The sequence below is a fragment of the Streptomyces sp. Ru71 genome, assembly GCF_002920535.1.
GTDB lineage: Bacteria > Actinomycetota > Actinomycetes > Streptomycetales > Streptomycetaceae > Streptomyces.
The window spans coordinates 70,405-84,131 of record NZ_PQSS01000002.1 but is presented as its reverse complement, the minus strand read 5'-3'; the positions used below and the strand labels follow the sequence as shown (position 1 = coordinate 84,131).

The following is a 13,727-nucleotide window of genomic DNA, read 5'->3' as shown; positions in this document are numbered from 1 at the left end:
CATTGACCAGGCTGCGATGGCTCACCGCCGGCGAATCGCACGGACCGGCCCTGACGGCCGTACTCGAAGGACTGCCCGCCGGGGTGGACATCACCACCAAGCAGGTGGCGGACGCGCTGGCCCGCCGGCGCCTCGGGCACGGCCGGGGCGCCCGTATGAAGTTCGAGCAGGACGCGGTCAGCTTCCTGGGCGGCGTACGGCACGGCCGCACCCAGGGCGGGCCCGTCGCGATCCAGGTCGGCAACACCGAATGGCCCAAGTGGCAGACGGTGATGGCCGCCGACCCGGTCGACGAGGCGGACCTCGCCGGCCTCGCGCGCAACGCCCCGCTGACCCGGCCGCGGCCCGGCCACGCCGACCTCGCCGGTATGCAGAAGTACGGCTTCGACGACGCCCGCCCGGTCCTGGAGCGCGCCAGCGCCCGGGAGACCGCGGCGCGGGTCGCCCTCGGCGAGGTCGCCCGGGCCTTCCTCGCCCAGGCCTACGGCATCCGGCTGGTCAGCCACGTCGTGGAGCTGGGCGGCGTCGCCTCGGCCGGCACCTCGCTGCCGGGCCCGGACGACGTGGAGTGCCTGGACGCCGACCCCGTGCGCTGCTTCGACCCCGAGGGCTCGGCCGCCATGGTGGAGCGCATCGAACAGGCCCACCGTGACGGCGACACGCTCGGCGGTGTGGTGGAGGTCCTGGTGTACGGCCTGGTGCCGGGCCTGGGCAGCCATGTGCACGCCGACCGGCGCATCGACGCCCGGCTCGCCGCCGCCCTGATGGGCATCCAGGCCATCAAGGGCGTGGAGTTCGGCGAGGGCTTCGCGCTGGCCCGGGTGCCGGGCTCGGCGGCGCACGACGAGATCCTGCCCGGCGACGGCGGAGTGCGCCGGCGCACCGGGCACGCGGGCGGCGTCGAGGGCGGCATCACCACCGGTGAGCTGCTGCGGGTGCGGGCGGCGATGAAGCCGATCGCCACCGTGCCGCGCGCCCTGGCCACCGTCGACGTGGCCACCGGCGAGGCCGCCGCCGCCCACCACCAGCGCTCCGACGTGTGCGCGGTGCCCGCGGCCGGTGTGGTCGCCGAGGCCATGACGGCGCTGGTCCTCGCCGACGCGGCGCTGGAGAAGTTCGGCGGCGACAGCGTCGCCGAGACCGCCCGCAACCACGCCGCCTACCTCTCCCACCTGGTCGTCCGATGAGCGCCTCGCTCACGCACCGCCCCGTCACCCGGGTCACGGTGCGCCACGCACCGCAGCCGTACGACGTCGTCGTCGGCACCGGTGTCGCGCAGCGGGAACTGGACGCGCTGCTCGGCGACCCGGTGCTGCGCGTCGGCCTGATCCACCCGCACGCCATGTCCGGCGAGGCGCTGCGCACGGCCGAGGCGCTGTCGGACGCGGGCCGCGTCGTGACGTTGATCCCGGTGCCCGACGGTGAGCAGGCCAAGGACCTGCGGGTGGCCGCCGGGATCTGGGACACCCTGGCCCGCGCCGGGTTCACCCGCACCGACGCCGTGGTGGGCCTGGGCGGCGGGGCCACCACCGACCTCGCCGGATACGTCGCCGCGAACTGGCTGCGCGGGGTGCGGCTGGTCCTGGTGCCGACCACGCTGCTCGCCATGGTCGACGCGGCGGTCGGCGGCAAGACGGCGGTCAACCTGCCCTCGGGCAAGAACCTCGTCGGGGCCTTCCACTCCCCGGCGGGCGTGCTGTGCGACACCGACCGGCTCGCCACCCTCGACCCGGCCGAGCTCGTCAGCGGCACGGCCGAGATCCTCAAGGCCGGCTTCATCGCCGACACCGGCATCCTCGACCTGGTCGCCGTGGACCCGCGCGGCGCCACCGACCCGGACGCGCCGGTGGTGCGCGAGCTGATCGAGCGGGCGGTGCGCGTCAAGGCGGACGTGGTGGCCGGCGACCCGCTGGAGCACGGCGCACGCGAGTACCTCAACTACGGCCACACCCTGGGCCATGCGATCGAGCGCGCCGAGGGCTACCGGGTGCGGCACGGCGAAGCCGTCGCCGTCGGCATGGTGTACGCGGCGGAACTGGCGCGGCTGAGCGGGCGGCTGACGCACGCCGACGTCGAGCGCCACCGCCACCTGCTGTCCGCGGTGGGGCTGCCCACCACCTGGCCGTCCGCCGCCTGGCCCGAGCTGCGGCAGGCGTTCGGCGTCGACAAGAAGGCCCGCGGCCGCCGGCTGCGCTTCGTGGTGCTGGACGCCATCGGCAGCCCCGCGATCCTCGACTCCCCCGACGAGGCGCTGCTGGAGGCGGCGTACGCGAAGGTGGGACGGCCGTGATCGGGACGCGTACCCCCGCCCTGCGCCCGGCCCCGGTCCCGCGCCGCACCCCGCCGGTCCCCACCGAGCCGCTCCCGCACTCCCCGGCGCCGCAGCCCGGCCGGCCCGACTGGGACTGGGCCTCGGTACGCCGGGACCTCGTCGCGGCGGTCACGGAGGTGACCCGGCCGTCCGCCCTCGCGGTGCGGGCCGCGCTCATCGAGTGCGACGCGCGGGCGGTCGGCGCCGAGCAGGTCACCGACCCGCGCACCGGGCGCCAGATGACGGGTCAGCGGGTCGTCGGCCTGTCCCTGGTCACCGCGCGGGGCAGCGTCCCCGTGGACTGGCGGCTGATGCTGACGCCACGCTGGTTCGAGCCCGGCCTGCGGGAGCGGGCCGGCATCCCGGACGACGCGCCGACCGGCGGCAGTGTCACCCAGGGCATCGACATGGCGCTGGGGCTCGGGCTCGGCCGCCACGTCCCGGTGCTGCTCGACGCCCGCCGCGCCCATGTGCCCGGCGTGCTGCGGGCACTGCGCTCGGGCCGGCTGCCGTACGTGCTGCGGGTCTCCGGCGCCCAGTTCGTGAACCCCGGCGCGGCGCGGCACCAGGACCCGCACGGGCACGGCTTCGTCACCGCCCGGCAGGCCGCGGCCGAGGCGGAGCGGCACGGCGGCTCGGTGCTCACGCTCACCGGCCGCGAACCGGCCGGCCCGGTGCGCGAGATCGTCCGGCTCGACTGCCACGCCCTCGCGGTTCCGGGCGTCCGCAAGGGCAGGATGGTGCTGCTCGCCGAGCGCGACCCGCGCAACCCGGCACGGGGCCTGTACTGGCTGACCGATCTGACCGGCCACTCCACCGCCCAGCTGCTGCGCCTGGTGCGGCTGCCGGAGCCCGAACCGCGCCTGCCCGCCGGATACTCCGGCCCCGCGCCGGCCGGCGACGGGGTCTCCTCGTACGACGACTGGCACCGCCGCGCCACCCTCGCCTCGGTCGCCCATGCCTCGGCCCTGCTCGCCGCCCGGCCCGGCACCGGCCGTCCCACGGGCGGCCGCACCACCCGCGTCGCCTGACGCCGATTCCGTTACGTCCCAGCCGAGAGAGGAACCATGACCGCTCAACTGACCGTGCCGGATCGCACGCAGGCCCTGGAGTGGACGACCGCCGACCGCCGCGCGGTCGATGTCGCCAAGGGCCTGGCCATCGACGCGGTGGAGGCGGCGGGCCACGGCCACCCGGGGACGGCGATCAGCCTGGCCCCCGCCGCCCATCTGCTCTTCCAGAAGCTGCTGCGCCACGACCCCTCCGACCCGGCCTGGGCCGGCCGGGACCGGTTCGTGCTGTCCTGCGGGCACGCCAGCCTGACCCTGTACACCCAGCTGTACCTGTCCGGCTATCCGCTCACCCTGGACGACCTGCGGGCGCTGCGCACCGAGGGCAGCCTGACCCCCGCGCATCCCGAGTACGGGCACACGCCCGGCGTGGAGACCACCACGGGACCGCTCGGCCAGGGGCTCGCCAACGCCGTCGGCATGGCGATGGCGGCCCGGCGCGAGCGCGGCCTGTTCGACCCCGACGCCGAGCCGGGGACCTCCCCCTTCGACCACACCATCTGGGTCTTCGCCTCCGACGGGGACCTGGAGGAGGGCATCAGCCATGAGGCGAGCTCGCTGGCGGGACACCAGCGTCTGGGCAACCTGGTTGTGCTGTGGGACGACAACCGCATCTCGATCGAGGACGACCGGTCGGTGGCGACGTCGGAGGACGTGCTCGCCCGTTACCGCGCCTACGGCTGGCATGTGCAGCAGGTGGACTGGACGGCTTCGGGTGAGTACGCGGAGGACACCGCGGCGCTGCACCGGGCGCTGAGCGAGGCGCGCGACCGCACCGACCGGCCGTCACTGGTGGCCCTGCGCACGGTGATCGGCTGGCCGTCGCCGGGCAAGCAGGACACGGGCGCGATCCACGGCGCGCGGCTGGGCGCCGCGGAGGCCGCGGCCACCAAGGCGCTGCTCGGGCTCGACCCGGACCGCGCGTTCCAGGTGCCGGACGAGGTGCTGGCGCACACCCGGCAGGCGGTCGCGCGCGGGGCTCGGCTGCGCGCGCGGTGGGAGGAGCGGTTCGCGGCCTGGCGCACGGCGCAGCCGCGGCGCGCGGCCGAGTACGACCGGATCGCGCAGCGCAGGCTGCCGCGGGACTGGCACCGGGCGCTGCCGGAGTTCACCCCCGGCGAGCAGGTCGCCACCCGGCGGGCCTCCGGCGAGGTGCTCTCCGCGCTCGCCCCCGTGCTGCCCGAGCTGTGGGGCGGCTCGGCCGACCTGGCCGGGTCCAACAACACCACGATGCGCGGCGAACCGTCGTTCCTGCCCGAGGAGCACGCGACCGCCGCGTATCCCGGCCACCGCTACGGCCGCACCCTGCACTTCGGCATCCGCGAGCACGCGATGGGCGCCGTCCTCAACGGCATCGCCCTGCACGGCGGCACCCGCCCCTACGGCGGAACGTTCCTGGTCTTCTCGGACTACATGCGCCCCGCCGTCCGGCTCGCCGCGCTGATGGGCCTTCCCGTCACGTTCGTGTGGACGCACGACTCCATCGGCCTCGGCGAGGACGGTCCCACGCATCAGCCCGTCGAGCACCTGTGGGCGCTGCGCGCCATCCCCGGTCTCGACGTGGTGCGTCCCGCGGACGCCAACGAGACCGTCGCCGTGTGGCGGGCGCTGCTCGAACGCACCGACCGGCCCGCGGGCCTGGCCCTGACCCGGCAGGACGTGCCGGTCCTCGACCGCTCGCCCGAGGGCGGTCTCGCCCCGGCCGAACTCGCCGTCCACGGCGGCTATGTGCTGGCCGAGGCGTCCGGCGGCGAGCCCGACGTGCTGCTGATCGCCACCGGCAGCGAGGTCGCCATCGCCCTGGAGGCACGCCGTCTGCTTGAGGCCGAGTCGATCGCCACCCGGGTGGTGTCGATGCCGTGCCTGGAGTGGTTCGAGGAGCAGGACCAGGAGTACCGCGACCAGGTGCTGCCGCCGCACGTGACGGCCCGGGTCTCGGTCGAGGCCGGCAGCGCGCTCGGCTGGTACGCGCTGCTCGGCGGCGCCGGCCAGGCCGTCAGCATCGAGCAGTTCGGCGCCAGCGCCCCCTACCAGAACCTGTACCGCCAGTTCGGCCTCACCCCGGAGCGGGTGGCGGCCGCCGCCCGCACCAGCCTGGACCGTGCACGGAGGAGTGCCCGATGACCCACACGCCGATCGAACGGCTCCGGCAGGCCGGAGTCTCCCTCTGGCTCGACCACCTCAGCCGCGCGAGCCTCGACGACGGGAGCCTCGCCGACGTCGTCGCCGACGGCCAGGTGGTGGGTATCACCTCGAACCCGACCATCCTCGCCCAGGCCCTGGCCGGCGCGTCCGAGGCCTACGCCCCGCACCTGAACGTGCTGGCCCGCAAGCGCCTGCCGGCCGCCGACGCGCTGCGCGAGCTGGCCACGTACGACGTACGGCACGCGGCCGACCTGCTGCTGCCCGTGCACCGCGCCACCGGGGGCCGGGACGGCTATGTGTCCCTGGAGGTGGATCCGGCCCACGCCCACGACGCCGACGCCACGCTCGCCGAGGCACGGCTGCTGTGGAGCGAGGTGGACCGCCCCAACCTGATGGTGAAGATCCCGGCGACGCCCGAGGGCCTGCGGGCCACCACCGCCGCGCTGGCCGAGGGCATCAACGTCAACGTCACGCTCATCTTCTCGCAGCGCCGCTACGACGACGTCGTCGAGGCCTTCCTCTCCGGCGTTGAGCAGGCCCACCGGTCGGGCCGCGACCTGTCCCGGATCGCCTCGGTGGCCTCGTTCTTCGTGAGCCGCATCGACACCGCGGTCGACCGTGAGCTCGACCGCGCGGGCAGCGACGAGGCGCGCGCGCTGCGCGGCCGGGCCGCCGTGGCCAACGCCCGCCTCGCGTACTGGCGCTGGGAGCGGAGCGTGGCCGGCCCGCGCTGGCGCCGTCTGGCCGAGCTCGGCGCCCGCCCGCAGCGCCTGCTGTGGGCCTCCACCGGGGTCAAGGACCCCTCGTACGAGGACACCCGCTACGTCGACGAGCTGGCCGCTCCGGACACCGTCAACACCGTGCCGCCGGCCACCTTGCGGGCCGTCGCCGACCACGGCCGGGCCGACGGGCGCAACCGCATCACCGGCAGGTACGACGACGCGCGCCGGGTGCTCGGTGCGCTGCCGTGCTTCGGCATCGACTTCGACACGCTGACGGAGCGCCTCGCCGACGACGCCCTCGCCGCGTTCATGGACTCGTGGCAGCAGATGGCGGACCAGGTCGACGGGACCCTCGCGGCCCGTCGTGAGCTGCGGGAGGCGGCGTGAGCACGGCCGTGGCCGCCGGGGTGGCGCGCATCCCCGGCTCCAAGAGCATCACCAACCGCGCCCTGCTGCTCGCCGCGGCCGCCCGCGGCACGAGCCGGCTGCGCTCCCCTCTGGTCAGCGACGACACCGTGGCCTTCCGGCACGGCGTCGAGGCGCTCGGCGCCCAGGTGTGGGAAGCGGACGGCGACTGGTGGGTGACGGGCCTGGGCGCGGGGCCGTCCGGCACGACCAGTGTGTGGTGCGAGGACGCGGGCACGGCCGCGCGCTTCCTGCCGGTGCTCGCGGCGGCCGGGCAGGGGGACGTCCTCTTCGACGGCTCCGCCCAGCTGCGCGCCCGGCCGCTGGGCCCGCTGACCGAGGCGCTGCGGCTGCTCGGGGTCGACGTGGTGCCCGGCCCCGACGGCGGGCTGCCGCTGATGGTGCGCGGCCGGGGGCTGGCCGGCGGGGAGGTCCGCCTCGACTCCTCGACCAGCAGCCAGTACCTGACCGGTCTGCTGCTGTCGGCGCCGCTGGCCCGGGCACCGCTCACGGTCCATGCGCGCGACCTGGTCAGCGGCCCCTACATCGACATGACCCTGGCGCTGATGCGGCGCTTCGGTGCCGACGTCGAGGAGCGGGACGGCACGTTCCGGGTGCGGCCGGACGGCTACACGGCCACCGACCTCGCCGTGGAGCCGGACGCCTCGACCGCGTCGTACTTCTTCGCGGCTGCGGCCGTGACGGGCAGCACGGTGACCGTGCCAGGGCTCGGGATCGGCAGCCTCCAGGGCGATCTGCGGTTCCTTGAGGTGCTGGCGCGGACCGGGGCGCAGGTGCGGCTGACGGTGGACGGGGCGGAGGTGACCGGCACGGGCCGGCTGCACGGCGGCTTCACCGTCGACATGGGCGACATCTCCGACACCTTCATGACCCTGGCCGCCGTCGCGCCCCTCGCGGACGCGCCGATCACCATCACCGGGATCGGGCACGCCCGTCTGAAGGAGTCCGACCGGATCGCGGCGGTGGCACAGAACCTGCGCGCCCTGGGGATCGCGGTGGACGAGGGGCCGGACCGGATCACCGTCCGTCCGGGCGTCCCGGTGCCGGCCCGGATCGCCTGCCGCCGGGACCACCGGATCGCCATGGCGTTCTCCGTCCTCGGCCTGCGCGCCCCCGGCCTCACCTTCGACGACCCGGCCTGCGTGAGCAAGACCTTCCCCGGCTTCCACGAGGAACTGGCCCGGCTCTTCGGGTAGTCCGCGCCCAAAAGCCCACGCCCGGTGCCGTACGCGAACCGTTCTCGCGTACGGCACCGGGCGCTCGGGTCAGACGTTCCAGTCGTGCGCCACTTTCAGGAAGCGGTCGTTGGCGGCCGGGGTGCCGATCGTGACGCGCACGCCCTCGTCCGGGTAGGGCCGCACCATCAGGCCGGCGTCCTCGCACGCGGCGGTGAAGGCCTCGGTGCGTTCTCCGAGGCGCAGCCATACGAAGTTGGCCTCGCTGCCGGGCACCTGCCAGCCGGAGGTGCGCAGTTCGGCGGTGACCCGGTCGCGCTCGCGCACCACCCGCTCGACCCGTTCGCGCAGTTCGGACTCGGCGCGCAGGGAGGCCAGCGCCGCGCTCTGGGCGGGGCCGCTGACCCCGAACGGGATGGCGCAGGCGCGCAGGGCCGCGGCGACGGGCGGGTGCGCGACGGCGTAGCCGACCCGGAGCCGGGCCAGTCCGTAGGCCTTGGAGAAGGTGCGCAGCACGGCCACGTTGGGCCGGCTCAGGTGCACCTCGATGCCGTCGGGTACGTCGGGGTCGGTGACGAACTCCCGGTAGGCCTCGTCCAGGACGACGAGCACGTCCCGCGGAACCCGGTCGAGGAACCGGTCGAGGTCGTCGCGGCGCACCGGTGTGCCGGTCGGGTTGTTGGGGTTGCACACGAAGATCACCCGGGTGCGGTCGGTGACGGCCGCCGCCATGGCGTCCAGGTCGTGGCTCTCCCCGGCCAGCGGGACCTGCACGGCCCGGGCGCCGGCCGCCCAGGTGATCAGCGGGTAGGCCTCGAACGAGCGCCAGGCGAAGAGCACTTCGTCGCCCTCGCCCGCGGCGGCCCGTACCAGGTGGTGGGTGACGGCCACGGACCCGGTTCCGGGCACGATGTGCTCGGCGGGCACCCCGAGCCGGTCCGCGAGCGCGGCGACCAGCTCGGTGCTGCCGGGGTCCGGGTAGCGGTGGAACTGGCCCAGCTCCCGCCGTACCGCCTCCCGCACCGACGGCAGGGGCTCATAGGGCAGTTCGTTGGACGACAGCTTGAACTCGGGGTCTCCCACGGCTGCCCGTCCCGGGACATAACGGGGCAGAGTGGACAGGTCGGCGCGCAGGCGCGGCTGAAGAACCATACTCTCTCGTCTCTTTTCTCAAGGGAGAAAACGGACACTAGAGCGAGCCACACTTCCGAAATGTGCGAAGTGCGCACCGGGTTTCTCGATTCCGGGGACACGGCCGTCGCCTTATTCCGACATATGCCGCTGATCGAAGCTTCCGATCCAGCTGGAAAAAAGAAGATAGCGGATGTTTTTCTGTCCAGGACGTCGCTGACGTCAGTCGGACACGGTCGGGAGGGCGATGGAGATGCTGGACCTGGACCAGTCGAGATCCCACACAACGCAGGTGGTCACCGCCGACGGGTCTGCCGACGGCTGCGGTGCGGTGCAGATCGTGCGCAGTCACGACGAGGAACTGCGGGGCACCACGCGGTGCCGCCGGTTCGGCGAGGTCCGCGTCCGCCTGGTCGCCGGCGGCCCGGCCGAACTGGTCCGGCCCGCGCGGTCCATCGACCCCGCCCGCCCGGGAGTCCTGCGCGTGCTGCGCCCGCTCACCGGCGAGGCGCTGCTGTGGCAGGACGGCAGACACGCGGCGGTGCGCTGCCCGGAACTGGTCTGCGTCGACAGCACCCGCCCCTACAAGCTGGTGATGCCGCGCCCCTTCCGGCTCGTGGAGGCCGTGGTCAGCCACCGGTCGATGGGCCTGACGGCCGCCGACGCCGCCCGGCTCACCGCCCAGCCGTGGTGCGGGGAAGCCGGCATCGCCGCCTTCATGTCCACGCTGCTGAGCGGATTCCAGCGGCACGGCGACGAGATCGAGACCGCCTTCGACCTGTTCGGCGGCAGCATCGTGGGCCTGGCCGGCGCGCTCTTCGCCGAACGCATGCGGTCGGCCGCCGCGGAGCCGGAAGCGGCCCGGCAGTCCCTGATGCTGCACATCCAGGCCTATATCCGCGAGCGCCTCGCCGACCCCGAGCTCACCCCGGGCTCGGTGGCCCGCCGCTACAACATCTCGCTGCGCTACCTGCAGAAGATGTTCCGCGAGCACGGCACCAGCCCCGCCCGCTGGATCCGCGACGAGCGGCTCGCCCGCTGCCGCTGCGAACTGTCCGACCCGCGCCTGGACCATCTGCCGGTCGCGGTGATCGGCGAGCGCGCCGGCCTCTACGGCGCCTCCCACTTCAGCCGCCTGTTCCGGGACCGCTACGGCGTCACGCCGCGGGAGTTCCGTAAGGAGAACGTCACCGCATGAGCAGTACAGGCCTCTCGCTCCTCGACGGCGGCCCCGCCCCGCACCCGGCCCACGCCGACCTCGGTGCGGCGCTCCTGGCGGCGGCCCGTGACGGGCACCCCGAGGGGCTGTGCTTCCTGGACACGGACGGCACCGAGACCACGATGAGCTACCCGCAGCTGCTCGACGCGGCCGCCCGGATGCTGCGCGGGCTGCGCGCGGCCGGGGCCGAGCCGGGCGAGACGGTGCTGCTCCAGATCCGCTCCGAACCGGAGCTGCTCGCCGCGTTCTGGGCCTGTGTGCTCGGCGGCTTCGTGCCGATGCCGGTGGCCGCGGGAGAGCCCGGCGCCGCCCACGCCTCCGCCGCCGACCTGCTGCACTGTGCCTGGACCCGCTACGGCCGGCCGCGCACCGTCCTCGGCGCCGGCCAGCCCGTCGCCCCGGCCACCCTCGCCGACCCCGCCTGGCCGCGCGCCCTGGCCGGGGACACCCGGCGGCTGCTCGCGAACCCGCCCGACCGCTCCCGGCACCGCCCCGACCCGGACGACCCGGCGGCCCTGCTGCTCACCTCCGGCTCGACCGGCACCCCCAAGGCGGTACCGCTCACCCACCGCAACCTGCTTGCCCGCAGCGCCGCCACCGCGCGGGTCAACGGCCTGAGCGCGCGCACCCGGTCGTACAACTGGATGCCGCTGGACCACGTCGGCGGACTGGTGCTCTTCCATCTCCGGGACGTGTACCTGGGCGCCCACCAGGTGCACGCCCCCCGCTCCTACGTGCTCCAGGACCCGCTGCGCTGGCTCGCGGACGCCGCCCGGCACCGGGTCTGCACCACCTGGGCCCCCAACTTCGCCTTCCAGCTGCTCAACGACCAGGCCGACCGGCTGCGCGGCCGCTGCCTGGACCTGAGCGCGCTGCGCTACGTCATGAACGGCGGTGAGCCGGTGCGCGCCACGGTGGTGCGCACCTTCCTGGACCTGCTGCGCCCGCACGGGCTCGGATCCGACGTCATGTACCCGGGCTGGGGCATGTCGGAGACCTCCTCGGGCGTCATCGACATGTGCTTCGCCCCGGCCGGCGGCGACGAGCGGTACGTGCCCGTCGGCCGGCCGCAGCCGGGGACGGCGGTGCGCTGCGTGGACGACGACGGCGTCCCCGTCCCGCTCGGCACCCCCGGCCACCTGGAGGTGTCCGGCGCCACCGTCACCCGCGGCTACCACGACAACCCCGTGCAGAACCGGCGCTCGTTCACGCCGGACGGCTGGTTCCGCACCGGCGACCGCGCCTTCGTCGACGGCGGCCTCCTCACCGTCACCGGCCGGGCCGACGACCTCATCGAGTGCGGCGGCGTCACCTGCCACAGCCACGAGATCGAGGCCGTGGTCGAGGAGCTGGACTTCGTCACCCCCTCCTACACGGTGGCCGGCCCGGTGTCCGTCGACGGGCGCGAGGAACTGGCGGTCTTCTTCCACCCGCGCGGCGACGTCCGCCCCGCCGAGGCCGCGCGTCTGATGCGCCGCCAGGTCAAGGACCGGCTCGGCCTGGACGCCACACGAATCGTCCCGGTGGACGCCCACGACGTCCCCAAAACCGGGATCGGCAAGCTGCGCAGACGTCTGCTGCGCGAGCGGTACGAGGCTGCAGGAGCCCTGCGGCGGACGGCGTGGCACCACAGAGGAACACGGAACCGGGAGGCCGGATGACGACAACCATCTCCGCGCACGAGCAGCACCTTCCGAAGCGGAAGTTCACGCAGGAGGGCCGCCGCGACGACGTCCTGGACGACTGCCCCACGGACGACTGCCCGGCACGCTGGGTCCTGGAGATCCTGACCACCAAGTGGACGCCCATCGTGCTCTACCTGCTGCACTCCCAGTCCCCGATGCGGTACGGCGAGCTGCGCCGGGCCATGCCCGAGACCAGCAAGAAGGTGCTGACCGAGACGCTGCGCGGCCTCGAACGCGACGGCTTGGTGCTGCGCGTGGACTACGAGGAGAAGCTGCCGAGGGTCGACTACTACATCACCGAGCTCGGCGAGGGCCTGATCCCGATCATCCAGTCGCTCAAGGCCTGGGCCGAGGAGAACATCGCCGAGGTGCTCGCCCGCCGTACGCTCTACGGCCCCGCCGGCCGGGCCGCTTCCCGGGAAGGAGCCGTCACCACCCGATGAACGACCAGCAGGGGTTCACCGAATCCCATGTCTACGCCATCCCGATGCGCACCGCCTTCCGGGGCATCACCGTGCGCGAGGGCATGGTGGTGCGCGGCCCGCGCGGCTGGGGCGAGTTCTGCCCCTTCCCCGAGTACGGCCACCGTGAGGCGGCGTCCTGGCTGGCCACCGCCGTCGAGCAGGTCACGCGCGGCTGGCCCGCGCCGGTGCGGGACCGGATACCGGTCAACGCCACGGTGCCGGCCGTGGGCCCCGAGCGCGCCCACGCCGTCGTGGCCCGCTCGGGCTGCGGCACGGCCAAGGTCAAGGTGGCCGACCACCCGGACTCCCACGCCGAGGACCTGGCCCGCGTCGAGGCGGTCCGTGACGCGCTCGGCCCGGGCGGCAGGATCCGGGTCGACGCCAACGGCCGCTGGGACGTGGACACCGCCGTCACCCGCATCCGGCAGCTGGACCGGGCCGCCGGCGGCCTGGAGTACGTCGAGCAGCCGTGCGCGACGGTGGAGGAGCTGGCGGCCGTGCGCCGCCGGGTCGAGGTGCGCATCGCCGCCGACGAGTCCATCCGGCGGGCCGACGACCCGCTGAAGGTGGCCGTGGCCGGCGCCGCGGACGTCGCGGTGATCAAGTGCACCCCGCTCGGCGGCGTACGCCGCGCCCTGGAGGTGGCCGAGGCCTCGGGACTGCCCTGCGTGGTGTCGTCGGCCCTGGAGACCAGTGTGGGCCTGGCCGCGCAGGTCGCCCTGGCCGCCGCGCTGCCCGAGCTCGACTTCGCCTGCGGTCTGGGCACGCTGAGCCTGCTCACCGGCGATCTGGTGCCGGCCGGGCAGGCCCTGCGTCCGGTCGACGGCTTCCTCGCCGTGCCGTCCGCCGTGCCCGAGCCCGACCCGGAGCTGCTCCGGCGCCACCGGCAGACCGATCCCGACCGGGCCGCGTGGTGGCACACGCGGCTGACCGGGACACTGGCCCTCACCCCGTCCTAGGCCCTGTCGTTTGGATCAGGCCGGCTGAGAGACGCGGTGCCTCTCGGCCGGCCCGAGCGGGGGCGATGGGGGTGCCCCCGCGCGAGCTCGATTCGAGCGTGGGGGAGCGTGCAGCTGCAAGGCGGAGGAGGGCGACAACGCGGTGGGGGTGCCCCCTGCTCGAAGAGCTTGGGGGAGTTGGCAACCGACGACAACGCCGCAGATGCGTGTGCCAGACCCCGCGACGCCGGGATGATCCAAACGACAGGGCCTAGGGGCACATCCCCTCACCACCGCCCGAAGAGGCGGTGCCGAAACGGCCACCGGAGGCTCCGGTGGCCGTTTCGGCGTTTCCGGCACATCCTCCGCGGCCGGCCCCCTGAACGACAAGTAGGCACGTGCGGGTGCCCGTCGCTTCCGTATGCCCGCAGCTCAGCGCGG

General features: G+C 74.5%; 11 protein-coding genes. 10 read left to right on the top strand and 1 reads right to left on the bottom strand.

The window, feature by feature from the left end; genetic code table 11:
* Nucleotides 1–2 precede the first annotated feature (2 nt).
* The 6 genes from aroC to aroA are packed head-to-tail and all read left to right on the top strand — an operon-like array spanning nucleotide 3 to nucleotide 7,870.
* Complete coding sequence (gene aroC, locus C3489_RS01625) at nucleotides 3–1,187, top strand: chorismate synthase (protein WP_103779023.1); 1,185 nt, start codon at nucleotides 3–5, stop codon at nucleotides 1,185–1,187.
* Entirely contained in the window at nucleotides 1,184–2,290 is a 1,107-nt protein-coding gene (gene aroB / locus C3489_RS01620; RefSeq protein WP_103779021.1) for a 3-dehydroquinate synthase, read from the top strand. Before aroC ends, aroB begins: the two co-directional genes overlap by 4 nt.
* Nucleotides 2,287–3,342 carry a transposase gene (locus C3489_RS01615; RefSeq protein WP_103779019.1) on the top strand — a complete coding sequence of 352 codons (1,056 nt, stop codon included), beginning with the start codon at nucleotides 2,287–2,289 and terminating at the stop codon, nucleotides 3,340–3,342. The genes aroB and C3489_RS01615 overlap by 4 nt, the downstream gene beginning before the upstream one ends.
* A 36-nt stretch (nucleotides 3,343–3,378) precedes the next feature.
* Nucleotides 3,379–5,505, top strand: a complete 2,127-nt coding sequence (gene tkt / locus C3489_RS01610; protein WP_103779017.1) for a transketolase — start codon at nucleotides 3,379–3,381, stop codon at nucleotides 5,503–5,505.
* Nucleotides 5,502–6,635, top strand: a complete 1,134-nt coding sequence (gene tal / locus C3489_RS01605; protein WP_103779015.1) for a transaldolase — start codon at nucleotides 5,502–5,504, stop codon at nucleotides 6,633–6,635. Before tkt ends, tal begins: the two co-directional genes overlap by 4 nt.
* The gene (gene aroA, locus C3489_RS01600) at nucleotides 6,632–7,870 is read left to right on the top strand and encodes a 3-phosphoshikimate 1-carboxyvinyltransferase (RefSeq protein WP_258054525.1); all 1,239 of its coding nucleotides are present in this window, start codon (nucleotides 6,632–6,634) and stop codon (nucleotides 7,868–7,870) included. The genes tal and aroA overlap by 4 nt, the downstream gene beginning before the upstream one ends.
* 69 nt (nucleotides 7,871–7,939) lie before the next feature.
* Here aroA and hisC read toward each other — a convergent pair whose 3' ends face one another.
* Nucleotides 7,940–9,001 carry a histidinol-phosphate transaminase gene (hisC, locus tag C3489_RS01595; protein ID WP_103779013.1) on the bottom strand — a complete coding sequence of 354 codons (1,062 nt, stop codon included), beginning with the start codon at nucleotides 8,999–9,001 and terminating at the stop codon, nucleotides 7,940–7,942.
* Between the two features lie 226 nt (nucleotides 9,002–9,227).
* Between hisC and C3489_RS01590 the strand changes: the two genes are divergently transcribed.
* The 4 genes from C3489_RS01590 to C3489_RS01575 are packed head-to-tail and all read left to right on the top strand — an operon-like array spanning nucleotide 9,228 to nucleotide 13,307.
* Nucleotides 9,228–10,178 (top strand): helix-turn-helix domain-containing protein, encoded by a 951-nt coding sequence (locus C3489_RS01590; RefSeq protein ID WP_103779011.1) that lies wholly within the window; start codon nucleotides 9,228–9,230, stop codon nucleotides 10,176–10,178.
* Nucleotides 10,175–11,860, top strand: a complete 1,686-nt coding sequence (locus C3489_RS01585; RefSeq protein WP_103779009.1) for an AMP-binding protein — start codon at nucleotides 10,175–10,177, stop codon at nucleotides 11,858–11,860. The genes C3489_RS01590 and C3489_RS01585 overlap by 4 nt, the downstream gene beginning before the upstream one ends.
* Nucleotides 11,857–12,327, top strand: a complete 471-nt coding sequence (locus C3489_RS01580; RefSeq protein ID WP_103779007.1) for a helix-turn-helix domain-containing protein — start codon at nucleotides 11,857–11,859, stop codon at nucleotides 12,325–12,327. Before C3489_RS01585 ends, C3489_RS01580 begins: the two co-directional genes overlap by 4 nt.
* Nucleotides 12,324–13,307 carry an o-succinylbenzoate synthase gene (locus C3489_RS01575; protein ID WP_103779005.1) on the top strand — a complete coding sequence of 328 codons (984 nt, stop codon included), beginning with the start codon at nucleotides 12,324–12,326 and terminating at the stop codon, nucleotides 13,305–13,307. Before C3489_RS01580 ends, C3489_RS01575 begins: the two co-directional genes overlap by 4 nt.
* Nucleotides 13,308–13,727: the final 420 nt, after the last annotated feature.